General features: G+C 69.5%; 18 protein-coding genes. 10 read left to right on the top strand and 8 right to left on the bottom strand.

What is annotated here, in order from left to right; translation table 11 throughout:
• Positions 1-52 precede the first annotated feature (52 nt).
• Positions 53-373: a hypothetical protein gene (locus ACFVMC_RS26510; RefSeq protein ID WP_379214580.1), complete on the bottom strand. Its 321-nt coding sequence runs from the start codon at positions 371-373 to the stop codon at positions 53-55.
• On the opposite strand from ACFVMC_RS26510, the gene ACFVMC_RS26505 reads away from it, so the two are divergent.
• Positions 372-1049, top strand: a complete 678-nt coding sequence (locus ACFVMC_RS26505; protein ID WP_379214578.1) for a glutamate ABC transporter substrate-binding protein — start codon at positions 372-374, stop codon at positions 1047-1049. The two genes, ACFVMC_RS26510 and ACFVMC_RS26505, sit on opposite strands and share 2 nt — an antisense overlap.
• A gap of 1 nt (position 1050) precedes the next feature.
• Here ACFVMC_RS26505 and ACFVMC_RS26500 read toward each other — a convergent pair whose 3' ends face one another.
• The 3 genes from ACFVMC_RS26500 to glsA are packed head-to-tail and all read right to left on the bottom strand — an operon-like array spanning position 1051 to position 3523.
• Positions 1051-1512 (bottom strand): hypothetical protein, encoded by a 462-nt coding sequence (locus tag ACFVMC_RS26500; RefSeq protein ID WP_379214576.1) that lies wholly within the window; start codon positions 1510-1512, stop codon positions 1051-1053.
• Between the two features lie 23 nt (positions 1513-1535).
• Complete coding sequence (locus ACFVMC_RS26495; protein ID WP_379214574.1) at positions 1536-1658, bottom strand: hypothetical protein; 123 nt, start codon at positions 1656-1658, stop codon at positions 1536-1538.
• Positions 1659-1714: 56 nt separating this feature from the next.
• Positions 1715-3523 (bottom strand): glutaminase A, encoded by a 1809-nt coding sequence (glsA, locus tag ACFVMC_RS26490; RefSeq protein ID WP_379214736.1) that lies wholly within the window; start codon positions 3521-3523, stop codon positions 1715-1717.
• A gap of 132 nt (positions 3524-3655) precedes the next feature.
• Here glsA and ACFVMC_RS26485 point away from each other — a divergent pair, with 132 nt between their 5' ends.
• Positions 3656-4048 carry a hypothetical protein gene (locus ACFVMC_RS26485; protein ID WP_379214572.1) on the top strand — a complete coding sequence of 131 codons (393 nt, stop codon included), beginning with the start codon at positions 3656-3658 and terminating at the stop codon, positions 4046-4048.
• Between the two features lie 7 nt (positions 4049-4055).
• Here the strand turns inward: ACFVMC_RS26485 and ACFVMC_RS26480 are convergent, their stop codons facing one another.
• Positions 4056-5177, bottom strand: coding sequence for an NADH:flavin oxidoreductase (locus ACFVMC_RS26480; protein WP_379214570.1), 1122 nt, complete (start codon positions 5175-5177; stop codon positions 4056-4058).
• A 112-nt stretch (positions 5178-5289) separates the two neighbouring features.
• Between ACFVMC_RS26480 and ACFVMC_RS26475 the strand changes: the two genes are divergently transcribed.
• Complete coding sequence (locus tag ACFVMC_RS26475; protein ID WP_379214568.1) at positions 5290-5718, top strand: MarR family winged helix-turn-helix transcriptional regulator; 429 nt, start codon at positions 5290-5292, stop codon at positions 5716-5718.
• A gap of 9 nt (positions 5719-5727) precedes the next feature.
• Here ACFVMC_RS26475 and ACFVMC_RS26470 read toward each other — a convergent pair whose 3' ends face one another.
• The gene (locus ACFVMC_RS26470; RefSeq protein ID WP_379214566.1) at positions 5728-6222 is read right to left on the bottom strand and encodes a hypothetical protein; all 495 of its coding nucleotides are present in this window, start codon (positions 6220-6222) and stop codon (positions 5728-5730) included.
• Positions 6223-6381: 159 nt separating this feature from the next.
• Here ACFVMC_RS26470 and ACFVMC_RS26465 point away from each other — a divergent pair, with 159 nt between their 5' ends.
• From ACFVMC_RS26465 to ACFVMC_RS26450, 4 genes are all read left to right on the top strand, one after another.
• On the top strand, positions 6382-8139 hold the full coding sequence (locus ACFVMC_RS26465; RefSeq protein ID WP_379214565.1) for a hypothetical protein: 1758 nt from the start codon (positions 6382-6384) through the stop codon (positions 8137-8139).
• Between the two features lie 71 nt (positions 8140-8210).
• Positions 8211-11504: an AAA family ATPase gene (locus ACFVMC_RS26460; protein ID WP_379214563.1), complete on the top strand. Its 3294-nt coding sequence runs from the start codon at positions 8211-8213 to the stop codon at positions 11502-11504.
• A gap of 5 nt (positions 11505-11509) precedes the next feature.
• A complete protein-coding gene (locus ACFVMC_RS26455) occupies positions 11510-14683 on the top strand; it encodes an NACHT domain-containing protein (protein WP_379214561.1) in 3174 nt (1057 codons plus the stop codon).
• Positions 14680-18972 carry a CHAT domain-containing protein gene (locus tag ACFVMC_RS26450; RefSeq protein WP_379214560.1) on the top strand — a complete coding sequence of 1431 codons (4293 nt, stop codon included), beginning with the start codon at positions 14680-14682 and terminating at the stop codon, positions 18970-18972. The genes ACFVMC_RS26455 and ACFVMC_RS26450 overlap by 4 nt, the downstream gene beginning before the upstream one ends.
• 1 nt (position 18973) lies before the next feature.
• Here ACFVMC_RS26450 and ACFVMC_RS26445 read toward each other — a convergent pair whose 3' ends face one another.
• Positions 18974-19591 carry a DUF1345 domain-containing protein gene (locus tag ACFVMC_RS26445; RefSeq protein ID WP_379214558.1) on the bottom strand — a complete coding sequence of 206 codons (618 nt, stop codon included), beginning with the start codon at positions 19589-19591 and terminating at the stop codon, positions 18974-18976.
• Between the two features lie 96 nt (positions 19592-19687).
• Positions 19688-21151, bottom strand: a complete 1464-nt coding sequence (locus ACFVMC_RS26440) for an MFS transporter (protein ID WP_379214556.1) — start codon at positions 21149-21151, stop codon at positions 19688-19690.
• A 56-nt stretch (positions 21152-21207) separates the two neighbouring features.
• On the opposite strand from ACFVMC_RS26440, the gene ACFVMC_RS26435 reads away from it, so the two are divergent.
• The 3 genes from ACFVMC_RS26435 (at position 21208) to ACFVMC_RS26425 (ending at position 24993) form a co-directional block, all read left to right on the top strand.
• Positions 21208-21921, top strand: coding sequence for a TetR/AcrR family transcriptional regulator C-terminal domain-containing protein (locus tag ACFVMC_RS26435; protein ID WP_379214555.1), 714 nt, complete (start codon positions 21208-21210; stop codon positions 21919-21921).
• 281 nt (positions 21922-22202) lie between these two features.
• Positions 22203-24221, top strand: coding sequence for an acyltransferase family protein (locus ACFVMC_RS26430; RefSeq protein ID WP_379214553.1), 2019 nt, complete (start codon positions 22203-22205; stop codon positions 24219-24221).
• A gap of 19 nt (positions 24222-24240) precedes the next feature.
• Positions 24241-24993 carry a PP2C family protein-serine/threonine phosphatase gene (locus ACFVMC_RS26425; RefSeq protein ID WP_379214551.1) on the top strand — a complete coding sequence of 251 codons (753 nt, stop codon included), beginning with the start codon at positions 24241-24243 and terminating at the stop codon, positions 24991-24993.
• The last annotated feature ends 87 nt before the right edge of the window (positions 24994-25080 follow it).

Below are 25080 nucleotides of genomic sequence, written 5' to 3'. Positions count from 1 at the left end.
GGCAGGCGCTGTTCCGGCCGGGAATCGGCGTTTCCCCGGTACGATTGTCGCTTCAGGTCAGGGCGGGCGGGGAGGGCGTCGAGATGAACGGACGGCTGCTGTGCACGCTGGCGGCGAGCGTCGTATTGACGGTGGGCTGTGGTTCGGCTCCGGAACCGGAGTCCTTGCCGGGGGTGTCGGTACGTACGCTGCCCCCCGGCGCGGCCGAGATCACGAGTGCGCCGCAGGAGCGGGGGCCGGCGTCGTGTGATGCTGTGCCGAGTCTGCGGCCGACGGCGCTGCCGGCAGCCGGGGCGATGCCGCCGGGATCGGCGATGGCGGAGATCGTCGCGCGCGGGCGGCTGCGGGTCGGGGTCAACCAGAACATGTTCATGTTCGGGTACCGGAACCCGGCCACCGGCCGGATCGAAGGTTTCGATATCGACCTGGCGCGGGAGATCGCCAGGGCGCTCTTCGGTGACCCGGATCGGATCGAGCTGGTGCCGATCGACTCGGCCGAGCGGGTGCCGGTATTGCGGGACAAGCGGGTCGACCTGGTCGCGCACACGTTCGCCGCGACCTGCGAGCGCCGACGCGAGGTCGAGTTCTCGGCCACGTATTTCGTGACCTCCCAGCGGATTCTGGCGGTGCGCGGCGGACCGGTGCGCGGCGCCGCGGACCTGACCGGCAGGCGGGTCTGCGGTGTATTCGGCACCACCACGCTCGAGCCGGTGTTCGCGCTGCCGGGCCCGCCGACGGTTCTGGGCATGACGAACTGGCTGGACTGTCTGGTCGCGCTGCAACAGGGCCAGGTGGACGCGATCAGCACCGACGCCCCGATCCTGGTCGGCCTGGCCGAGCAGGACCCGCATCTGGAACTGGTCGGCGAGCCGATGGCGGTCGACTCGTACGCGCTCGGTGTGCGCAAGGATCAGCCGGAGTTCGTCCGCTTCGTCAATGCCGTGCTGGAGCGGGTGCGGGCGGACGGCACCTGGGAACGGCTCTATGCTGCCCGGATGGCGGCGCTCGGCCCGTCACCGGGTCCACCCGCACCGCGCTATCTGGATTGATTCAGTTGGCCAGCGGTGCGAACCGGTAGACGGTGGGCGCGTCGGAGTCCATCGGCTCGGGCATCGACGGTGTCGTGTACTGGTAGTCGCCGGTGGTGTCGGTGCGGCAGGTCAGTGTGATGGTGAAGTCGATGGGTTCGGGCGCGGTGCGGTCTACGCTGCGCAGCAGCGCGGTACCGGGTGCGGGGTCCTCCCGGGTGTAGGTGGCCTCGCTCCATCCGCTGACGCCCGCGACCGAGAAACGGTAGGTGCCGGGGCCGGTGAAGTGGACCAGGGTGAGATTGTCGCCGCGGATTCCGGAGGGAACGGCGGCGACATTTCCCCACAGGATCAGCATCTGCCCGGTGGGATCGGCGGGCACCGTGCAGGCAGGCGCGACGTCGGGTTGGGCGTGGGCGGCGCCGACCGGCAAGACGGTCAGCAGCGCCAAGGCCGAAAGCAGAGTGTGTGCACGGGTTTTCACGGCAGCTCCGTTCGTCGAGTCGATCACAGGAGTCCGAACACGCTGAGGATGTAGACGACATTGGCGGCGATGCTGGTGACCTCGTCGGCCAGCACCAGTGCGGCCGAACCCAATTCGATCAGCCCCGCGGACAGTGACGCGGACATGGATCCTCCTTCGTAGTCAGTTCTTGCTCAGTGCGGCGGATCTTCCTCGGCAGCGGCTAATAGCTGTCGGTGTTGTTCGACAGTGTGCGGACCGTGGCGTCCATCTGCGCGTAGGCGCCCGCCGCGAGTCGTTGCAGCAGAGCCAATTTCAGGCGGGGGTGGTCGTCGGCGAGCCGGTCGAAGACCGCGGGCGGCAGCACGGCCACCCGCACCTGGGTCTCGGCGACCACCTGGTTGACGAAGGTTTCGTCGAGCAGCATCGGGATCTCGCCGAACGACATGCCCTCGGACAGGGTGACGAGGCGGTGCATGCGTCCGTCCGCGCCGAGAATCGTCATCCGGACGCGTCCGGCCAGGATCAGATACAGGCCGGAGCGCCGGGCGCCGCGGTCGGCGATCACCTCGCCGCGGGCGATGGTCCGGATCTGGAATTCCGCCGCCAGCTTCGCCTGCTCCGTGTCGGCCAGCCCGGCGAGCAGCGGATGTTCGGTCAGTTCGAGCGCGGTGTGTTCGGGCGTGCCGGCGCGATGGTGCCGGTCCAGGATGATGTCCTCGCACCATTCGGTCGCGGTGTCGCGGTCGATGAACACGCGGCCGCGCGGATCCCGGGGATCCAGGCTCGAGGTCGCGTGCCCGAGCTTGGCGTCCGGATCGACGAGCGCGACCCGGGTATCGCGGGCGGCGAGCCGGGCCCGCAGATCCTCGAGCATCTCGCGGGCGATCGCACTCACCTCGCCGACCCGGCGCAGATCGATCACCAGCGCATCGAGCCCGTCGACATTGCCCTCGATGGCCCGCACCGCCCGTTCGGCGCCGGAGAACAGCAGGTCACCGTGGAGTTCGTACACTCGGGCGCGCTCGCCGTGCGCGTTCAGAATCGCGGCGTCGCCGGGCCCGCGCCGCCGCCGCGACGGTACCCGGGCCACCGAATAGTCGGCGCGGATCGCGGTGCGCGCCGACCGGGTGACATGGCAGAAATGCAATTCCAGCCGCCGCGACAGTTCCCGGCAGGCCGCCACGCCGCGCACGCTGTTGCCGTGCGAGTCCAGTCGCGGTGAGTACACCGAGATCCCGAGCTGGCCCGGCAGCACGGCGATGATCCCGCCGCCCACACCGCTCTTGGCGGGCAGGCCGACCGTGGTCACCCAGTCGCCCGCCGCGTTGTACATGCCGCAGGTGGTCATGACGCTGAGCACCCGCTCGGTCAGCGCGGACGACAGCGCACGCTCACCGGTTCTCGGGTTGACGCCGTTGTCGGCGAGCGTGGCCGCCATGACCGCGAGATCGGTACAGGTGACCTCGATCGAGCACTGCCGGAAGTAGCGGTCCACCACGTCGTCGGGGTCGACGTCGATGATGTCGACCGAGCGCAGCATGTACCCGATCGCCCGATTGCGGAACCCGGTGCGCGCCTCGGATTCGTACACGGCCTGGTCCAACCGCAGGTCGCGCCCGGCGAAACGGGAGTAGCAGCGCCGCACCCGATCGAACTTCTCGGCGGCGTCGCGGCCGTGGACCAGCGAGGCGGCGGTGATCGCGCCGGAATTGATCATCGGATTGCTGGGCCGCTGGGTATCGGGTTCCAGGCTGATCTCGTTGAACGGTTCACCGGACGGCTCGACGTCGATGTGCGCGGCCACACCGTCGATCCCGTTGTCCGCCAAGGCGAGTGCGTAGGTGAACGGTTTGGAGATGGACTGGATGGTGAACCCGGTGCCGGTGTCGCCGACGCTGTAGATCAGCCCGTCGGCGGTGGCCAGGCACAACCCGAACGCGTCGGGTTCGACCGCCGCGAGTTCGGGGATGTAGTCCGCGGGCGTACCGGAGAGATCGGCGCGGCAGGCTGCGTAGACCTCCTCGAGCATGCCGGCCACCACACCCGGTTCGATCGTGCGCGCATTACCTTCCGGTTCGGCCACAGCGTCACTGTAGGAGGTGCGGGGCCCCGATCGCGGACGACCCGCTGGCGGTCGGGGACCACCGTAGGGTGGGTGTCCATGCGACTCGGACTGGCAGATCTGATCGACCCCCGCCTGCGCGCGCTCGCGGAGCGGTCACGCGCCTTCTATGAAAACCGTACGGCCGGAAGGGGTCCGAACGGTGTGGCGGAGTTGCGCGAGTACCGGGCCGCCGCCCCGGCGCCGGCGCCGTCGAGTCCGGTTCGACGCTGGCGACGATCGTCGGCGAATCCGACGTCCTGCTGCACGACAACCTGGCCATGGCCCGCCCGTCTGTCCGGTTCCGACGTAGACGTCGACCTGCGGATCTACCCCGAGGCCCCGCACGGATTCACCGGGCACCCGACCTCGCTGGCGCAGGCCGCGCTGGACGACATCGACGCCTGGCTCGACGGCCGGGTCGGGGCCCGGCCGTGCGGCATCGGGGCCTAGGGCGACGCTAACTCAGCGTGCGCTGGGCCGCGGCGTCGAACGGCTGGAGTTCGGCGGTGCGGCCGGTGAGGACCTTGGCGGCCCATTCGGGGTCCTGGAGCAGGGCGCGGCCGACGGCGACCAGGTCGAATTCGTCGCGTTCCATCCGGTCGAGCAGGTTGTCGAGGCTGCCGAGGTCGGCGCCCTTGCCGGTGAAGGCGTGCAGGAAATCGCCGTCGAGGCCGACCGAACCGACGGTGATGGTGGGCTTGCCGGTGAGTTTCTTGGTCCAGCCCGCGAGATTCAGGTCCGAATCGTCGAATTCGGGGAGCCAGTAGCGGCGGGTGGAGGCGTGGAAAGCGTCGACGCCCGCGGCGACCAGCGGAGCCAGCACGGCTTCCAGTTCCTGCGGGGTGTCGGCGAGGCGGGCGTCGTAGGCCTCCTGCTTCCACTGCGAATAGCGGAAGATCACCGGGAATTCGGGCGAGACGACGGCCCGGATCGCGGCCACGATCTCGGCCGCGAAACGGGTGCGGGCCACGGCGTCGCCGCCGTAGCCGTCGGTGCGCCGGTTGGTGCGCGCCCACAGGAACTGGTCGAGCAGATAGCCGTGCGCGCCGTGTAATTCGACGCCGTCGAAGCCGATGCGCTCGGCGTCGACGGCGGCCTGGGCGAACGCGCCGATGACATCGTCGAGGTCGCGCTGTGTCATCGCCTGGCCACTGCCCTCGGCGCCGTCGACGCGGATGCCGGACGGCCCGAGGGCGGGAGCGTCGGGGAAGGGCTGGTCACCCTGATTGCGCACCATGCCGATATGCCACAGCTGCGGCACGATTCGGCCGCCGGCCGCGTGCACATCCGCGGCGACCCGCGCCCATCCGGCGAGCTGCTCCTCGCCGTGGAACCGCGGTACCCGGTCGCTCTGTCCGGCGGATTCGTGTCCGACGTAGGTGCCCTCGGTGACGATCAGGCCGACCCCCGCGGCGGCGCGGCGGGCGTAGTAGGACCGCACGTCCTCGCCCGGAATGCCGCCGGGCGAGAACATGCGCGTCATCGGCGCCATCACGATGCGGTTCGGGACGGTCAGGCCGTTCACCGTGACGGGCCGGGACAGGACCTCGGCCGTGCGGTCGGACGCGGTGACGATCACAGGGACTCCTCGTGGCTACTCGGCGATGCCGAAGGTTGAGAACTTCAAGCAATGGCCACACGCTAGAGGTATTTATTTGAGATCGTCAAGTTTCTGCGGATAGGGTGGACCCATGGCAGAGGCTGCTCACGTCGGTGTTCCCCAGCTCATGGAGATGCTCTCGGTATCGCTCGGCGTCTACTACGGTGACTTCACCGCAGCCGCCGCGAGCGAGAACCTGACGGCGAGCCAAGCCAAGACGCTGACGGTGCTGCGGCGGGGGCCGGTCGCCATGCGCGCGCTCGCCGACACCATGGCCTGCGACGCCTCCAACATCACCGGCATCATCAATCGGCTGGAGAAGCGCGAGTTCGTACGCCGCGAAACCAGCCCCTCGGACCGGCGCGTCACCCACCTGGTCATCACGCCCGACGGCGAGCGCGTCGCCGACGCGATCCGCGCGAAGATGCTGACCACCCGGGAGGGGCTGGCTCGTTTGAGCGAACAGGACCGAGATCGTTTGCACGCCTTGCTGAGCCGGGTTTTCACCCGGCCGGCATGAGCGCGGCGATCAGCGCTTGAAGCTCTGCCAGTCGCTGCACGTGTCCCAGGCGAAGTCGGAGTTGCAGATCCGCATCCGCGCATTGTCGGTATGGACGGCCTGGTAGTCCCACACGACCTGGTTCCAGTTCTTGTCCTTGTCGACGGGATTGCGGAATTCGTTGGGGGAGTAGCCCTCGACGGCGACCTCCAGATACACCTCGTCGTCGTTGTTCGAGGTGTCGTGTGTGGTGCCGTTGAAGACGAAGCCGCCGTGATTGGGTCCCGGCGGGGCGAAATAGACTGTGCCGGTGAAGTTTCCGAGGTTCTCGACCGAGATCTTCACCTCCCGCTGGATGCCCAGCTCACCGGGCTGGGTGTCGGCGGTGGACGCGGGCGGTCCCGCGGCCTTGCCGTTCTCGGGCGAGCCCTCGTCCGGCTGGGCCTGGGCCAACGGCGCGGCCCCGAGCATGAGCGCGCACAGTCCGGTCGATACGAATGCGGTTCTGCGTACCGAGTCGATCATCAGATTCTCCTTGGTTGCACGATGTGCCCTGCCATCCCAGACTCGCAGAACGCGCTCGCGCGCCACAGCCGTCGATGTTCGCGCCATCGATGTCATGGGCCCGGGCGCGAGGTTCGGAAAGCGGCTGCGTACAAAGGTGGTTCGAGGGGAAGGTGGGGTATGACGGTCGAATCGCCCGGTGGTGAGCATGCGGGAGGGCTGGTCGAGGAGTACCGCCGCAGTGCCGATCCGGAGGTGCTGGATGCCGCGATCGAGCTGCTGCGCGGCGAGACGGCGGGGGATCGGGCGGCGCGTTCCCATGCGCTGGCCTCGGCGCTGGCGATGAAGTACTACCACTGCGGCGAGCGCGACGTGTTGGAGGAAGCGGTCGGCTGTGCGCTCGACGCCGTGCTCGGCGCCGGAACCGATGACCCGCGCCGGTACGGATATCAGTTCACGTTCCGGCAGGTGCAGCATCGGCTGCTGCGTGTGATCGGTGACGTGGAAGGTCTGCGCACGGCCGTCGAGATCGATCGGATCACGCTGGAACAGACGCCCGAGGGCGCCGATTCCACCGCGCAGCGTTGCCTGCTCGTGCACGACCTGATGGAGCTCTACGAGCTGGCGGCCGAGCTGCCCCTGCTGCGCGAAGCGAGTGAGATCCTGCGGAATCTGTTGTCGGACTTGCCTTCCGATCATTGCATCCGCGCCGGGATCCTGTACGACCACGCCGGCATCATGCGACGGATCTACGAGCACAACCGCAACCCCGTGGCGCTCGAGCACGCCGTGCTCTACGGCAGCGACGCGGTGGCCGCACTGCCCGCGGGCAACCTGCTGCACGCGCAGTACAACGCCGAAGTGGCGCTGAATCTCGGTGTGCTGGCGACACATACCGAGACTGCCGAGGTGGTGGCCCAGGCGCTCCGGTATGCCCGGGCCGCCGCGACCGAGTCGGGTGGAGCCTCGGTCGAATACAACACCCTGCTCATGGAGAACCTGGTACGCGTGGGTGGCGATTCGGCGCTGGCCGAGGCCGTCGGCATCGGACGGGCCACGGCGGCAAGCGAACTCGGTGACTCACCAGTGCGTACCTACTTCCTGCACGTCTACGGTCTGGCGCTCACCTCGCTGTACCTGGCGACCGAACCTCCGCCCGTCGACATGCTGGACGACATGCTGGCGGTGAGCGCCGAGGTGGTGGCAGCCGTCACGCCCGAGGACCCGGAACGACCGCAGGTCAGCATGTTTCGCGCCCTGGTGCTGATGATCGCGAGTATGGACCGCGACTCGGCGACCCCGGGGCCGGAACTGGCGCAGGTCCTCGGCGAGGTACTCACGTCCGCCGCGGACGGTGCCGAGCGCGACGATCTACTGGAGGTGCTCCGCCTGCTCGGAACCGTGGACCGGATCGGCGACACCTCGACCGCCGCCGACCTGACCGCCGTCACCGCCGCGGTGGCCCGGGCTCGCACACGGATCGACGACCCGGCGCCCGAGAGTCGCTGGATGGTGCTCAGCGCCATGGCCACGGTGCTGATGCGACTGGCCGCACACACCGGCGACACCGCCGGTCTGCGCGAGGCCATCGACCTGGGCCACCAGGCGCGGATCGGCGCGGACGCCGCCGATTTCGGGCCGCCGCTGATCGCCGCGCAGTTGTGGGCAGCCTGGGCCATGCTGCTCGAGCGTGCGGAAGATGATGCGGCGCTGGCGGAGTGCGCGCGGATGGCGCACGAGTTGCCGGCCCTCGCCGATGCGGATGCCGTGGCCGAAGTGGTAGCCGCGTTCGAGGCGGCCTACGACCGGTCGGGGCGGCTCCGCGCGCTGGACGCGGCGATCGAGTTCGCCCGGACGGCCGGATCCGGCCGGGTGGACGAATTGCTGGCGAAACGCGGCGGAATCGACGACTCGCCGTATCTGCGGGACAAACCTTGACGGTCTTGGTTGCCGGGGCGGCGTCGCCGTTGTATTGATGGTGGGGAGACATCACGGCGGGGGGAGTGCTGGTGAACAGGCGTGTATCGCGAGTCGGCGCACCCGGCGGCGCGGCGGGGGAGCCGATCGTCGTCCGGGTCAGCCCGACCGCTCCGGGCGCGCACCGCAGCATCGCCGACGCGCTGGCGGCGATCACCGAACCCGCCCGGGTCCTGATCGACGCGGGCACCTATGCCGAATCGCTCACCGTGACCGGGACGGTGGAGTTGGCCGCCGCGCCCCAGGCCGTGGTCACGGTGTCCGCGCGGCACGGGTCGGCGCTGTCGGTGGCGGGTGCGGTCGTGGTGCGGGGCCTGATACTGACCACGAAAGAAGAACAGCCGGTCGTGGTCGTCGAGTCCGGTTCGGCATCCTTCGTCGATTCCGACCTGCGGGCAGTCGGCGGCGCCCGGGCCGTCAGCGCCGCGCCGGGGACCGTACTCAGCTGTTCGGACTGCCGAATCGACAGTGGCGCAATCCATCTCGCTGGAGCAGAGCTGACCGCCACGCGCTCCGTGCTGAGCGGGACGGCGAGCGCCGGAATCGTCGCCTCGGCGGATTCGGTACTGCGAGTGGTTCGTTCGCGAGTGTCCGGTACGCGCACCGCCGGTGTCGTCCTGCGGTCGGCGCGGGCCACGATCGAGGATTCGGAGTTCGACGCGGCCGCGGCGACCGCCGTGCTGGTCATCGAGGGTGCGCGCGCCGAGCTCTCGGGTGTCCGGATCAGCGGCGCGAGCATCGGGATCCGCTCGAGCGGATCGCAGATCGACGCGCACCGCGTCACCCTGGATCGTTGCGCGGAGTACGGGATTCGGCTCGGTGACGGTGCCGTCGCCGACCTCGCGGACTGCACGATCACCGCGCCCGGCGGGGTCGGGGTGCATGTGGATTCGGGTGCGATCGCACAGGTGACGCAGTGCCGGGTACTCACCGCCCGGGCCGGGCTGCTGGTCGATGCCGCCAAGGCCACCGTCACCGATACGGTGTTTCGGGCCATGGCGGATGTCGCCGTCGACCTGCGCAAGGGGAGTGACGCGGAACTGTCGGGAATCGACGTGCGAGACAGTCCGCGCGGGCTGTCCGCGCAATACGACGCGCTCGCCACGGTGCGTGATCTCACCGCGCGCGATCCCGGCGATGTTGCCATCATCGTGGCCGATGACGCGGTGCTCACGATCGAGGACAGCGCGGTGCTCGGCGGTGCCGCCGCGCTGCGGCAATCCGGCCGAAGTTCGTGCCGCCTGCGGAATTTCGTCGCCGAGCGCAGTTCCGGTACCGCGCTCTCGGTCGGTGAGCACGCCCGGCTGGCCGCCACCGGACTCGAGGTCAGCGGCGCGGGCGGAACCGGCATCGAGGCCGCGGGCGACGCGCACCTGGAGATCGGTGACAGCCGGGTGCTGGAGGGAGCGGCGACGGGAATCCGGATCTCGGGCGCGGTCGCGGGCCGGCTGACCCGCTGCGAGGTACACGGGAACGCCGAGTCGGAGATCGTCGGCAACGGCATCGTGCTGATCGAGAACGCGGTCGCACTACCCGGATCCGCCGGCCCGGCAGCTCCGCCGGTGCCTGCTGGAACATCCGCGCCGTGCGAATCTGCTACAGCTGTCGCTGCGTCCGAACCTGCTGCGGCGGAGCCGATTCGCGACAATCTCGACGAACTCCCGGAATGGGACGAGCTCGATCAGCTGGTCGGTCTGACCGCGATCAAGCGGGAATTGCGCTCCGAGGTCGGATCGATCCGCAATGCCCGGCAGCGCACCGCCGCCGGGCTTCCGGTGGCTTCGCGCATGCGCCACATGGTTTTCTGTGGTCCGCCGGGCACCGGCAAGACCACGGTGGCCGCCGTGTACGGGCGGGTCCTCGCGGCGCTCGGCACCCTGGGCCGGGGGCATCTGGTCGAGGTCGGACGCAGTGACCTGGTCGCCGATCACGTGGGTGCGACCGCCCTGCGCACCCGGCAGGCGGTCGAACGGGCGCTGGACGGTGTGCTGTTCATCGATGAGGCGGACGCCCTGAACCGGCGCACCACCTATGTCACCGACTTCAGTCAGGAGGCCGTCGACGAACTGGTTCGGCTGATGGAGCGGTACCGCGATCGCCTGGTGGTGATCTGCGCGGGACATCCGGCGCAGATGCACGAATTCCTGGAGGCGCATCCCGGGCTGCGTTCGCGCTTCGCCCGGATCATCGACTTTCCGCCGTTCCGCCCGGACGAGATGTCGGCCATCCTCGACGGGCTCGCCGCCCGAGCCGAATACCGCTGGTCCGACCCGGCCATCGTGCGGCTGGCCGACTATTTCCGGCGCCGCGGCCAGATGGGTGAGGCGGGCAATGGCCGTGTGGCGCGCACCTTGTTCGAACAGGCTGTCCAGCGGCAGGCACAACGGCTGGCCGGTATCGCCGGGCCGAGCCGTGAGCAATTGCGCACGCTGACCGTCGATGATCTGCCGACCTCGGTATACCGGCCGTCGTCGGCGCTGACCGACGACCGGCTCGGCGGGATCGCGGCACTGTCGGAGCTGGATCGGATGATCGGGCTCGGTCCGGTCAAACAGCAGGTGCGGACGCAGATCGGACTCCTCCGGCACGCCACCCAGCGTCAGACCCTCGGATTGCCGGTGGTGCCGGTCAACGGGCACCTGGTCTTCAGCGGGCCGCCCGGTACCGGAAAGTCCACGGTGGCACGACTTTACGGCCGCATCCTGGCCGAGCTGAACGTGCTCGACCGCGGCCACCTGGTGGAGGCGCCGCGCAGCGACCTGGTCGGGCAGTACCTCGGCCACAGCGCACCCAAGACCCGGGCCGTATTCGAGCGGGCGCGCGGCGGCGTGCTGTTCATCGACGAGGCGTACGCGCTGAGCCGAAAGTTCGGCATGGGCTCGGACTACGGGCAGGAGGCCATCGACGAACTGGTCCGCCTGATGGAGGAGCACCGCCACCAGGCCGTGGTGATCGCGGCCGGTTACTCCAGTGAGATGAGCACCTTCCTGGACTCGAATCCCGGTCTGCGGTCTCGTTTCTCGCGGACCATCGAGTTCCCCGCCTACCAGCCCGACGAGCTGCTGGCGATCCTCGGCCTGTTCGCTGAGGCCGGTGACTACGAATGGACGAAAGGCGCGCTCGACACACTGCACGAGTACTTCCGGCGGCAGCAGGCCGTCGGCCACGGTGGCAATGCCCGCGATGCCCGCACCCTCTTCGAGCACACCCGGGAGCGCCTGGCCGTGCGCGTGGCCGCGCTGGCGGAGCCGACGGTGGCGCAGCTGCGGTTGCTGGAATTCGATGATCTGCCGGAGGACATTCGGCGGACCCCGTGGTCGGAGTGAGTACCGTGAGCGACGATTGGTCGGCCAACCGCCCGCAGCGGGCGGCGATGGAGCTGGCGGTCGAGCTGCGGCGCGCGGTCGCCGATATCGAGCGGGCGGCCTTGCGAGCGCTGCTCCGCGACGACTTCGAGCGCCTGATGGACACTCCGCTGGAACTGCTGGAGCGGCCGGACGCGGCGCCGCGGCGGGAACCCGTTGCGCTCGAGGAGATTGCCGCGCTCCTGCAACAACGTGACGGCAATCGGGTCGTCGTCACCGGACCGGGCGGTTCGGGCAAGACGGTGCTGGCGCTGCGGCTGGTGCTGCATCTGCTCGATCGTCCGCTGCGCGAAGCGCCGGTGCCGGTCGTGTTGCCCGTGGCCGACCTGCGGGTGCCCGCCGGGTCGAAGTGCACGGCGGAGCTGGTGTCGCGGTGGCTCGTGGATCGAATCCACCAGCGGTACGGTCTGAGCCGCCGGGCGGCCGGAACGTTGGTGCGCGCCCGTCTGGTGCTGCCCGTGCTGGATGGGCTGGATGAAGCGGAAGACAGTGCCGCGCACGGAAGTCCGGAATCTCGATCCGCACGCGTCCTGCGCGCCTGTGACGCCTTTCTGGAGCGTACCGTCGAGTGTCGTACGGCGGTCGTGGTGACCTGCCGGGACGAGGAGTACGCGGCGGCATCGACGGCGTGGCCGCTTCGGCGGTATGCGCGTGTGCGCGTGTGTCCGCTGACCGCCTCGTCGGCGGCCGACTATCTGACCGCGGCCACACTGGACCGTCATCGCTGGTCGGCGGTCATCGCTGCTTCGAGAAGCGCGGACACCGCAGTGGCGCAGTCTCTTTCGGCACCGTGGCGACTGGCCACGGCCAGGATCGGCTACGACCAGCGCGCGACACGCGACGGTCGCGACGAGTACCTGCGCGACCCGGCCGATCTCCTGGCGATCGACCGCGTCGAGGAACACCTCGTGGACCTGCACCTGCAGCTCGCGCTGGAGCGGCGCGGCGGGGTGTCCTACACTGCGGCGGACCTGCGCTCGGCGATGAGCACGCTGGCCGCCCATGCCGCACGGTCCGAGACCGCGCTGGTGCCGCACGAGCTGTGGCGGCTGCCCGGTGCGCGGGCGGTCCGGGCGCTGACCTTGGTGCTCACCACCGTCTGTGGTCTCCCGGTCGCCGCCGGCGCGTGGTGGTACCTCGGATTCGGTGAGCGGCCCGGAATCGGCTGGGTCGCCGCGGTTTCCGCGGGCCTGGCGGTGGCGGTCGGCCTCGCGGGCTGGGGGTACGGAGCCGCGCCGCAACCCCAGGCCGCCGGGCTGATCCGCAGCCTGCGATCGCCGCGCGGCCGGCGCCGGCTGATCGGCTGGTGGCTGGTGCTGATCGGCGCGGTCCTGCTCTTCGGGCAGATCGGCAGTCATCGCCCCTGGGCTGTGCCGACACTGGCGGTGCTCGTCGCCACCGTGCTCGTCGTGCAGGCCCTGCGGTTGGCGGACACGACCTCCGATGACGTGGCCGAGCACCGATCCGGCATCCTGGCCACCGCCGACCTGCTGGTCTGGCCCGCCCACCTGTTCCTGGCCGGCCTGGCCGTGCTGCACGTCGCGAGCCTGCTGGCCACGCCTGGGGGATCGGCCGCGGGGATCTTCTTCGCGTTCGTCTGGCTCTTCTTCGGCGTCGCGACGAGCGCGGTGGGCTACGCCGCGAATCTCGGCTGGAACCAGATCGGGCTGGTGCTGCTCACGCGGCGCGGCAGTGGGGTCTGGCTGCCGGTGCGGCACAATGCTTTTCTGCGTTGGGCGCGGGAGGCGGCGTTGTTGCGTGCGGCCGGCGGTGGCTATCGGTTCCGCTACCCGGAGACGAGCGAGTACCTGGTACGGAGTCCCGCGCTCGTGCTGTACGGGTGGCGCGGTCTGGCTGTCGCGGTCGCCACCGATCCAGCGCTGGGCCCACCGGTTCGACTGCTCGCGACCAGGACGATCCGCAAGGCGGCGTGGCGAATTCCGTTCCTGCCGGGGTTGTGGTGGATGTTCGGGCTCGGGCTGAGTGCGGCGAGCGCCGGCGACGTGTTCGCCGCCACTGCGCTGCTCGCCGGGTCCGGCTACGGGACGTGCTCGAGCATTGCGCGGCTCACCGTGGCGGGCCGGGTACTCGCGCAGTTGCCGCCCGGTGTCGCCCGGCATCTCCTGCGGCAGGTGCGCTCGGATCGATTCCTGTGGTTCTGTGGCGTGTGGTCGATCGCGCTCGTCGCGGTCTTCGGCGCGGCGCTGGTCACCGGAGTCGCCGGGCTGGGGACGGTGGGAATCGTCGGCACGATCGCCCTCGTGGTGATCGCGACGATGGCGCTGACCGACGAGGACGGCAGCGGCGTGACGGTGATCGCGACGCATGCCGAGCCGTGGCAGCCCCCGCTCCCGCCGCCTCGCCGGTCGCGTCGACGGCTGGATACCACGTATCTCGAACCGGCCGAGGAGGTCTACCGATACGCGTCCGACCTCGGCAGCGCCACCGCGGTATTCCACCTGGGCCGACTACGAGCAGCACAGGGGGATACGGAAGCGGCATTGCGCTGTTTCCAGGCAGCGGCCGAGGCGGGCGTCCACGCCGCAGCCCATGAAGCCGAGCGGCTGCTGCGCCGTGCCGAGCCCGGCGAGCACTCGGTTCCCTTCGCCCGCACCGTGGCACTCGACCCGACCACCGAGATCGGCCCGGACGACGAGAACCGGCACCGGCTGGCCGCCGACGCGGGCGATACCGCGGCCATGCTCACGGTGGGCACGCTCCTGCACGCACGGGGTGACGCCGCCGCGGCGGAGTGGTTCACCCGGGCCGCTGCCTCTGGCCGAGCCGAGGCGATGTTCGCCCTGGGGTGTGTGCTCGAGGGCCAGGACGATCTCGACCAGGCCGAGCAGTGGTATCGCCGGGCCGCCGAGGCGAACAGCGGTGCGGCCGTACACAATCTGGCCCGGCTGCTCGAGCTGCGCGGCGACGGCGATTCCGCGCGGCGGTGGTACGAGCAGGTCACCGACGACGGGGTATGGATCGCCCGGGCCAACCTCGCACTGCTGGCCGAGCGCCGTGGCGACACCGATGTGGCCGGCCGTCACTTTCGAGATGCCGCCGCGGCGTTGACGATCTATTCCGGGCGGCGCTCCCGGGGGATACCGCTGGCATCGGATGCGCATCTGCGGGTGGAACGGTGACCGCTGATCTGGACGATGGGGCGGCTCACCGATTCGCGGCGCACGAATTGCTCACGGAGTACCGGAATTCCGGCGACCGGCAGGTATTGGCGCGCGCGATCGAGTCTCTGCGTGCGCTGACCACCCGGCCGGTCCACGACGACGAGTATCAGCTCGACCGTTCGAGTCTGGGGCTGGCGCTGCGCTATCGGCATCTGGTGGATCACGACCCCGAAACCCTGCGGGAAGCGTTGACCCACACCGGAATCGCCTATCGGAGCGTCGACGCCGCCAGCCCGCTCCATCCACACTGCGCCATCAACTACGCGGGTGTACTGCACGCGGTGCACGACGCGACCGCCGACCCGACCAGCCTGGACACCGCGATAACCATTGCCCGGGCCGCCTGCGCGGCCTTGGCACCCGGTACCACCGCGCATACGCTGGCGACGAACGATCTCGGATACTTCCTACAGACCCGGGCCCGAGCGCGCGCCGACACCGAGGATCTGAGCGAGGCCGTCCGACTGGGCCGCCAGGCTGTCGCGGCACCCAACGACGACGACTACGCCATCCGGATCGTCAGCGGCAATCTCGTCGTCTCGCTGCTGACCATGCTCGAACACACCGAGACCGTCCCGCTGCTGCGGGAAGCGATCGAACACCTCGAATTCGGTTCGGCGACCCCGATTCCCGATCCGGTGCGCAACACCGACCGAATGCTCGTGCTCGCCGATCTGCACGGCCGGCTCTACCACCGGACGGGTGAAGGCTCGGCATTGCGCGCCGCGCTCACCACGCTGCGCGCCGCCGCGCGGGACGCCCCGGTCGACTATCCACGCCGGTACGTGCTCGCGCTGCGGCTCGGCAACGCGCTGCTACTGGCCGCGCAGCACACCGACCCGGACTGCCTGGACGAGGCGATCGCGGCCTTCCACGCCGGATCTCGAGCCGGTGGTATCGAGAGCGTTCCGTTTCTGTCCGGGCTGGGTGTGTGCCTGCGGCTGCGATTCGAGCGCGACGGCGATCCGGCCACGCTCGAGCAGGCGGTGCGGGCCTCGGCGTCTGCGGCTCGCCAGGTGCCGGCCGAGCACCCTGAGCGCACGGCGTATCTGGCCAACCACGGTGCGGCACTGCGTAGCCGGTTCGAATCGCACGGCGACCTCGCGGATCTGCGGGAAGCGCGGACTGTGTTGCGGGAGGCCGTGGATGTCGTGCCGCCCGAGCGGGCCGCGTTCGAATGGGCTGCCTGGCTGAACCTCTCGGACACACTGCTGATGCTGTTCGACAAGGCCGCCGAGATCGACCATCTGCACGAGGTGGTCGCGCTCCTCGAATCGGCGCCCGCGCTGTACGCGGAGAACGCGGTGGCGCGGGGACGGCTGCTCGCCAATCTGGGCATGGCCAGGCAGCGGCTCGCGCTCTGCGACGACACCCCCGGTCACGTCGCCGCGGCGATCGCGGCCCTGTGCGGCGCGGCCGACGCCCTGCCGGCCGACGCCCCGGACCGGCCCCGGGTCCTCGCCACCGCCGGGAATCTGCTGATCGTCTGGGAGAGTCTGCACGACGAACCGGATTCGCGGGCGACAGGTTCGCGGATGCTGCGCGCGGCGGTCGAGGCCGCGCCCGATGGCCACCCCTATCGCAACCTCGTGCAGCATTCGCTCGCGCTCACGCTGCGCTATCTGGCGGAACGGGAGAACAGCCCGGATCTCGAGGCGCAGTCGCTCGCCGCGTTCCGGGACGCGGTGACGGCGACGCCGTCCGATCATCCCAAGCGAGGATACTTCCGGTCTCAGCTCGGCGAAGCACTGATCCGCAACTACCTGCGGACCCGCGACACCACGCTCCTGGACGAGGCGCTGCGCGAGTTGCGGGCCGTGGTTGCCGCCACCCCGGCCGGTCATGTCGATCGCGCCGACTATCTGATCGCTTTGAGCAGCGCCCTGATGCACTCGTGCGAGCGAACGGTCGACGCGGCACTGCGCGAGGAGTTCGTGCTGGTCGCGCGCTCCGCCGTGGCCGCTCGCCCGGAGGACGACTACAACTACCCGACGACCTTGGCCAATCTCGCTGTGGCGCTGACCTTGTCATCGACGCAGAGCGGTGAGTCCGCGCCGGCGGTCGAAGCGGTGCGGTGCGCGCGGATGGCGGTCGAGCGGATCGACGACGACCACCCGAATCGCCCCGTGGTCCTGGGCGCGCTCGCCAGCGCGTGCCTGCGCGACTTCGAATCCACCGGCGACCAGGACGCGCTGCGGGAGGCGGTGCGGATCGGCCGGTCGACCATCGACGCCCTCACCTCCGAGGACCCCGAGTGGGCCCTGCGCCACTCCAATCACGCACTGGCCCTGGGCACGTTGTTCCGGCAGACCGTGCAGCCGGCGCTGCTCGACGAGGCGATCCAGGCCGCGCGCACCGCCGTGGCGGCCGCCCCGATCGACCACCCGATGCAGGCGCTGTACCTGACGAACTACGCGAACCTGCTCGAGACCGCGGACCTGTATCGACCCGAACCCGCGCTGGTGGAGGAGATGCTGCGGCTCGCCCGTGCCGCGCTGGCCGCGGCACCCGCCGACCATCCCACGCGGTCGACCATCCAGCGTAATATCGGCGCCGCCGCGTTCAAGCTGTACACCTTCGTGGAACGACCGTCCTTGCTCGCGGACGCCCGCGCGGCGTTCACCACCGCCGCGGAATCGCCGAATTCCGATGTCGGGAACCGGATTCTGGCATTGCGCGCCCTGGGACAGGTGGAGCTGCGGGCGGGCGATTCACAGGCGGCGTTGCGGGCGTACGAGCTGGTGGTCGAGCTGCTGCCGCTGTACGCGCCGCGCAGCGTCCCCCGTGAGCACCGTCAGGTGAGCCTGGCGCGAATGGCCGGTCTGGCCAGTGAGCTCGCCGAGGCGGCGGTACTCGCGGGGCAACCGGGCCGAGCCGTCGAACTGCTGGAGCAGACCCGTGGATTGCTGCTCGGTGAGACCCTCGAGGTGCGCAGTGATGTCACGGCCCTGCGCGCAGCGTACCCCGATCTCGCCGACCGCTTCGACGAATTGCGCAGGTGCGCACTGGATCTGGATACCTCGACGGTCGGCGGCGCGGAGTTCGGGCACGGTGTCGACTATCGGCCCGCGGTGGGTATCGAACACTCGCATCAATCGGTGGCGGCCCAGTGGACGATCCTGCTCGACGAGGTCAGGTCCCGGCCCGGATTCGCCGATTTCCTGCGACCACCCGGTATCGACCGACTGCGCGCGCAAGCCGCCCACGGCCCGATCGTGCTGGTGTACGCCGGCTCGACCCACGGTGGCGCGCTGGTACTCGAGCACCGCCCCGACCGCCCGGTGCGCAGTATCCGGTTGCCCGGCCTCGCGGGACACGCCGTATTCGGCCAGGTCGAAGCATTGTGGGCGGCGCTCGACGCGGCCGAGGGCCCGGTCGCGGGGCGGCGGGCCGGTCAGCTGGCCCTGCTCGAACATCTGCGGTGGCTCTGGGATGTGCTGGCCGGGCCCGTCCTCGACACGCTCGGCGCGGCCGATTCGGCACCGCGAGTCTGGTGGTGTCCCGTCGGAGTGCTCGCCTTCCTGCCGATTCATGCCGCGGGACATCATGATTCGGCCGATCGGCGCTCGGCCGTCGATCGCTGCGTGTCCTCCTATCTCACGACCATCCGCACGCTCGAGCACACGCGGGCGCGGCGGATCGCGCCGCCCGGGTCGTCGGTCGTCATCGCCGTGCCGGACGTGGCGGGTGATCCGATCCCGGGAGCCTACGAGGAAGCCGAGACCGTTGCCGGTCTGCTGCCGAATCCGGTGCGGCTGAACCAGATCGAGGCAACCCACGCCGCCGTCGCGACCGCGCTGCTCGCGCATCCGATCGCGCATTTCGCCTGCCACGGCTGGTCCGATCCGCAGAATCCGGCGCTGAGCCGGCTCGTCCTGGTCGACGACGACAGCCGGCCGTTCACCATCCGCGCACTGTCGCGACTCGATCTGGCCGGTGCGGATCTGGCCTATCTGTCGGCGTGTGCGACCGCCCGCACCACACCGGCCCTGGTCGACGAGGCCATCCATCTCGCGGGCGCGGTCAACGCGGCCGGCTACCGCCATGTGATCGCCACCCTGTGGCGGGTCAACGACGCCGCGGCCACCGCGGTCGCGACCGATTTCTACGCTCATCTCACCGCGGCCGGCCGGCCGGTGCGCACCGAGCTCAGCGCGCACGCCGTCAACGCCGCCATCCGGCGACTGCGCGACCGCTATCCGAGCCTGCCCACCCGCTGGGCGGCCTTCATCCACCAGGGCGGCTGATTCATCCGACCAGTCCGAGCACGAGATTGATGCTGCACGCGATGATCACCGTGCCGTAGATGTAGCTGAACAGACAGTGCTTGAGTACCTCGGCGCGCAACCCGGTGTCGGACACACCGGTGTCGGACACCTGATAGGTCATCCCGAGGTTGAACGAGAAGTAGAAGAAGTCCGCGTAGCGCGGGGGCGTGTCGGAATTGAAATCGATACCGCCCTGCGGTGTCTGGTAGTAGATCCGCGCGTACCGGGCGGTGTACATGGTGTGCAGCAGCGCCCATGCGGCGAGCACCGCCGTCATCGCGAGCCCGGCGTAGAGCGACTTGTTCCGATCGGTGCTGGAAAGCAGCAGGATTCCGATGCTCGTGAGGCTGCCGATCAGGATGAGGACCAACACCACATCGCCGACCTCGTCGTCGACATCGGCGACGCTGGCGTGCGCACGGGTGGCCTCGGCGTCCTTGGGCAGCAGTACCCGCACCGACCATCCGACACTGAAAACAGCCGCGGCGATGATCGTGACGAGCAGTCCCAGTGGCCACCGGCCGGACAGCACCCAGGTGAGCACACCGGCGGCCAGGCCGACGATCAATCCCACACGAAACCGCGTGACCCCGGACATGGCCCGAGAATACGTGCCAGGTCAGTGCCGCGACGGCACCCACGCGTGGCGTGGCGCGGCCCCTTCCGATCCGATCGGAAGGGGCCGCTTCGCTTTTCACAGTGGCGCCGGCGCCTCCGCTTTGTCCAGGTCGACGGCCGGGTTCGGCTTGGTCCGCAGCAGTACGAGACCCAGGACGGCAGCGGCGAGGCTGAAGCCCGCGCTGATCCACGCGCCGTAGGACATGGCCGTGGTGAACGCCTCCTTGGCGGGGTCGATGAAACCGAGCTGGAAAGCGCCGCCGATGGATTCGCGGGCGGCCTCGGGTACATCGGCCGGCATGTTGTCGGTGAAGACGCTGGCCAGCACGCTGCCCAGCAGGGCGATCGAGATGGCCATGCCGACCTGCTGCAGGGTGTCGTTCATGGCCGAGCCGACGCCCGCGTGCTCGAGCGGGATGGCGTTCATGATGGAGGCGTAGGCGGCCGGGCCGGCGAGGCCGCCGCCGACGCCCATGACCAGCATGCTCAGCAGGATCAGCACGTAGCTCTCGCCCACGGCGAGGATCGCGAACGCGCCCGACATGACCACCAGGCCCGTGACGATCAGTGTCTTGTTGCTGAGCTTCTTGCCGAGGGTCGCGCCGAGACCATTGCAGACGGCGGCCGCCACCGCGTACGGCAGCAGGGCCAGACCGGCTTTCATGGGGCTGTAGCCGAGTACGAATTGCAGGTACTGGGTGAGCATCAGCATGACCGCGCCCATGCCGAACACCATGAGCAACAGGGTGGCTGCGGTGCCGCTGAAGTCGCGGCTGCGGAACACTCCGAGCGGCAGCATCGGATGGTCGCTGCGGGTCTCCCAGAACAGGAAGCCGGCCGCCGCGACGACGGCGAGCGCGATCACCGGCAGGTTCCATTCGCGTTCGATGATCACCCAGATCGTGGAGGTCAGCGCGACGATCGACAGCACGACACCGACCGGGTCGACGGGCCGCTGGTCACCGTGGGTCTCGGGCATGAGCACATACGCGGCGGCGATCGCGAGGATCGCGACCGGAATGTTCAGCAGGAACACCGAACCCCACCAGTAGTGCTGCAACAGGAAGCCGCCCAGGGTGGGCCCGAGGACGATGCCGACCATCGACACCGTCGACCAGGCGGCCATGGCGGTGCGGCGTTCGTCTTCGTCGAAGGTGGTCATGAGGATGGACAGAGTGGAGGGCATGAGCAGTGCGCCGCCGACGCCCATCGCCGCGCGGGCTCCCACGACCTGCCACGGCTCGGTGGCCAGGACGGCGCCGAGGGAGGCGAGGCCGAACAGGGTCAGGCCGATGATCAGCATCCTGCGGCGGCCGTAGCGGTCGGAGAGGCTGCCGGCGGTGAGCAGCAGACCGGCGAACACCAGGACGTAGGCGTCGAGGATCCACTGGATGTCGGAGGGACCGGCGCCGAGTTCCCGAATCATCGAGGGGATGGCCAGGTTCAGGACGGTGCCGTCGATCATCAGAACGAGTAGGGACAGACAGAGAACGCCGAGAACCCACCAGCGGCGGGGATCTCGTACAGTGTTCGATTCCACTGGAACACTGTACGACGAAACTGGAACACTGTGCGAGTCACTATAGGATCGTGGTCGTGAGCAAACAGTTCTCGTCGGTTTTCATCCGCGAACCGCGCCCGGCGAAGACGGGCGGGCTCGGGCGCGCGCAGATCGTCCAAGCAGCGGTCGAGATTCTCGACGCGGAAGGCACGCAGGCGCTGAGCATGCGCAAGCTGGGCGCGAAACTCGGCGCGGGCGCGACCAGCCTGTACTGGTATGTCGCCAACAAGGATCAGCTGCACGAACTGGTGCTCGACGAGTTCTGGGGCATGGTCGACACGCCGGAACCCGAGGACGCGTCCTGGCGCGAGGTGCTCACCACCTTCGGCTACAACCTGCGCGAGACGATGTACGCGCACCCATGGTCCACTGATCTGATCGGCCGGATTCCGAGCATGGGGCCCAATGCCTTCCGGATCACCGACCGATTGCGCCGGTCCTTCGTGCAGGCCGGGTTCTCCGGGATCGACATCTATCTGGCCAGCGGCACCGTCATGTGTTATGTGCTCGGCCAGGTCATCCCGGATATCGCCTTCAGCAAGGCCTACGGCGCCGATCAGTTGGACGCCAAGGTGGGAATCGACGAGCAGATGGATCAGCTCGCCGCCGGCTACCCCGAAATGCTGGCCGAATACCGGGATCAGATATGCATGGATCCCGACGTGGCCCGCGCCATGGCCTTCGATTTCGGGCTGATCTGTGTGCTCGACGGTTTGGAAGCGCGTCTGCGCAAGGCGCGCAGGCTCTGAGCACACTTTCTGCATCCGAGGTAGCGGCGGATCGGCCGCTACTCGAAATCGGACATAACTCCTAATTGCCACCAGTGGTCCGATACCACTTCGGTCGCGAGCATCGGGCTCCTACCCGCGCATCGGCAACTCTGAAGCTATCGTAAGCATCGGTTCGAAGTAGCGCGCTCGGAAGTTGGTCGAAACCCTGCCCGGAATGCGGGTCGGGGCCCGGTTGGCATGAGGAGTTGGTCGGTGCTCACGCGAAGAGAAGCGATCTGGAGCTCGGACCGCGGGCACCCATGGTGATGCCGCGCAGTCCGCGCCGGGCGGAGCGCGTCTCCGAATCGCGTGCGGCACCGGACTATCGACGCGACCTGGACGGTCTGCGCGGTCTGGCCATCGCGCTGGTGGTGGTGTTCCACATCTGGATGGGCCGGGTCTCCGGCGGCGTGGACGTGTTCCTGGTGCTGTCCGGCTTCTTCTTCACCGGAATGCTGTTGCGGCGCAGCGAGATCAGGACGACGCTGCGGCGCACCGGACGACGGCTGCTGCCCGCGCTCGTCACGGTCCTGGTGGTGGTGCTGTGTGCGACGGTGATCGTGCGGCCCTACACGCAGTGGGGTGACATCTCCGCGCAGAGCCTGGCTTCGGTGTTCTACTACCAGAATTGGTATCTGGCCGGTGCGGAACTGGACTACCTGGCGCCGGATCCGTCGGTGAGCCCGCTCCAGCACCTGTGGTCGATGGCGGTGCAGGCGCAGTTCTATGTGGTGATCCTGCTGGTCGTCGTGCTGTGGGCGCGGCGTTCCGGACGCCGAATGTGGTTGCTGGCGGGCCTGATCGGGGCCGGTACGGTGTCGTTCTGGTACGCGGCCGAGGGGACGGCGCAGCATCAGGCGTGGACCTACTACGACAGCGGCGCGCGGGCCTGGGAGCTGCTGGCCGGCGCGGCACTGGCCGTGGCGGCGCCGTGGATCCGGCTGCCGCGGAGTGTGCGAGCGGTGCTGGCGGGCGTCGGTCTGGTCATGGTGGTCTCGTGCGGGCTGCTGATCGATGGCGCGTCCCGGTTCCCCGGGCCCGCGGCGCTGTTCCCGGTGCTGGCCGCGTGCGCGCTGATCATCTCCGGAACGGGTTCGGCCCCCGGGGTGAACCGGCTGCTGGCCGCGCCGCTGCTGGTCCGGTTGGGCGGGCTCGCCTACGCGCTGTATCTGTGGCACTGGCCGGTGCTGATCTTCTATCTGGCCGAACACGGAAAGGCGTCCCCGGGAGTCGCGGGCGGGCTGCTCGTCCTCGCGGTCTCCCTGACGCTGGCCTACCTGACCGAGCGGTTCGTCGAATCGCCGCTGCGTCGCCGCGGCGATACCGAGGGCACACGCTATCGCCGGGGCGTCGGGCTGGTCACCGCTGCGGCCGGAGTCGGGGTGCTCGTCGCGGCGCTGTGCTGGCAGGCGGTGCTGCTGGCCAATCCGGCGGATCCGCCGACCGCGCTCGATTCGGTCCAATATCCCGGAGCCGCGGTACTTTTCGCTGGAGCCGTGGCCGAGCCGGAGCGGATGCGGCCGACCGTCTTCGAGGCGCAGCGCGACGCGCCGCGCCCGACCTCCGACGGCTGCATCACGCCGAACCGGGAAGTGCGGGTCTGCGTCTACGGTGCCGAGAACGCCACGCGCACCATCGCTTTGGTCGGCGGCTCGCATTCCGAGCACTGGCTGCCGACGCTCGAGGTGCTCGCGGGCCAGCACGGCTTCCGGATCCTGACCTACCTCAAGGAAGGTTGCCCGCTCACGCTCGTCGACGAACCCTCCTACGCCGAGGCGCCGTTCCCGGAGTGCCGCGAATGGTCGGTCGACGTGCTGGATCGGCTCGCCCAGCAGCGCCCGGACTGGGTGTTCCTCACCGCGACCCGGCCGCGCACCGATATCGGCGACACCGTCCCGCCCGAATACCTCGATGTCTGGACCGCGCTCTCCGAGCGCAACCTGAACGCGCTCGCCATCCGTGACACGCCGTGGCCGCGCCGCGACGGCGTCACCTATCGCGCGCTGGACTGCCTGGCACACCGCGGGAATGCCTACAGTTGCGGTATCGATCGCGCGGCCGCGCTGAACCCGCAGAATCCGGCCGCCGAACCGGCCGCCGCGCACACCAACATCTTTCCGCTGGATCTCACCGACGCCATCTGCCGGCCCGACCGGTGCTTGGCCGCCGAGGGCAACATCCTGGTCTACCGGGACGAACACCACATCTCCGCCAGCTACGCGCGCACGCTCGCGCCCGAACTCGGTCGCCAGATCGGCGGGATCACGCAGTGGTGGTGAAGCTGGCAGAGTAGATCGAATGCGGGAACTAGTGATCGACGCCGCGGCCGGAAGTGCGGTCGGCAATCGGTACCGGGCGAACTTCGACGTGGTGCATCTCGCGCGGGACCCGCTGTGCGCGGTCGTCGCGGACGGGATGGGCGACAGCGAGGGCAGCGCCCGCGCCGGGCGGACGGCGGTGGACACCTTCGTCGAATGGACCGCGGCCGTGCGGCGCGATGGGCCGGCGCACGAGCGCGCCGACCTGAGCACGGTCGAGGTGTTGCGCGGTGCGGTCGCGGCGGCACAGCAGCGTGTCGGTGCGATCGGCCGCGAACTGGGCGGACTCGCGGGGTGCACACTGACGGCACTGACCGAATCGCCGGAGGGCTTCTGGATCACCCAGATCGGCGATTCGCGGGTATACCGGCTGCGCGAGGGATTGCTCGAGCTGTTGACCGTCGACCACACCATGGCCTGGCTCGGCGTGACGCACGGGTGGTACCCGTTCCACTCGCACGAAGCCGCGGCCGCGCGCTACCACCTGACCCGCTACATCGGGCACACCTCCCAGCCGGAGGCGGACATCGTCCCGGTCACCGTCCGTCCCGGCGACCGCTATCTGCTGTGCAGCGACGGAATCGCCGACCAGGTCTCCTATCAGGAGCTCCAGCACACGCTGTCGCACAGCGCCGCTCCCGCCGCGATGGTCGATCGGTTGCTGGCGGCCGCCGACGCCGCGGGCGGCAACGACAACGCCAGCGCCATCGTGGTGAGTGCGGGGCGCGGATAGCGTCCGCGTGCGGCGCGCCCGTGATGGGGCCATCGTGACCGGGGCCGAGGTCGAGCGTGGCAGCGCGGCCCACGTCGGCTGCACGAC

Source organism: Nocardia sp. NPDC127579, from assembly GCF_042672005.1.
Taxonomy (GTDB): domain Bacteria; phylum Actinomycetota; class Actinomycetes; order Mycobacteriales; family Mycobacteriaceae; genus Nocardia.
Note: the sequence above shows the minus strand (reverse complement) of the source record. Positions and strands in the feature narration are given on the sequence as shown.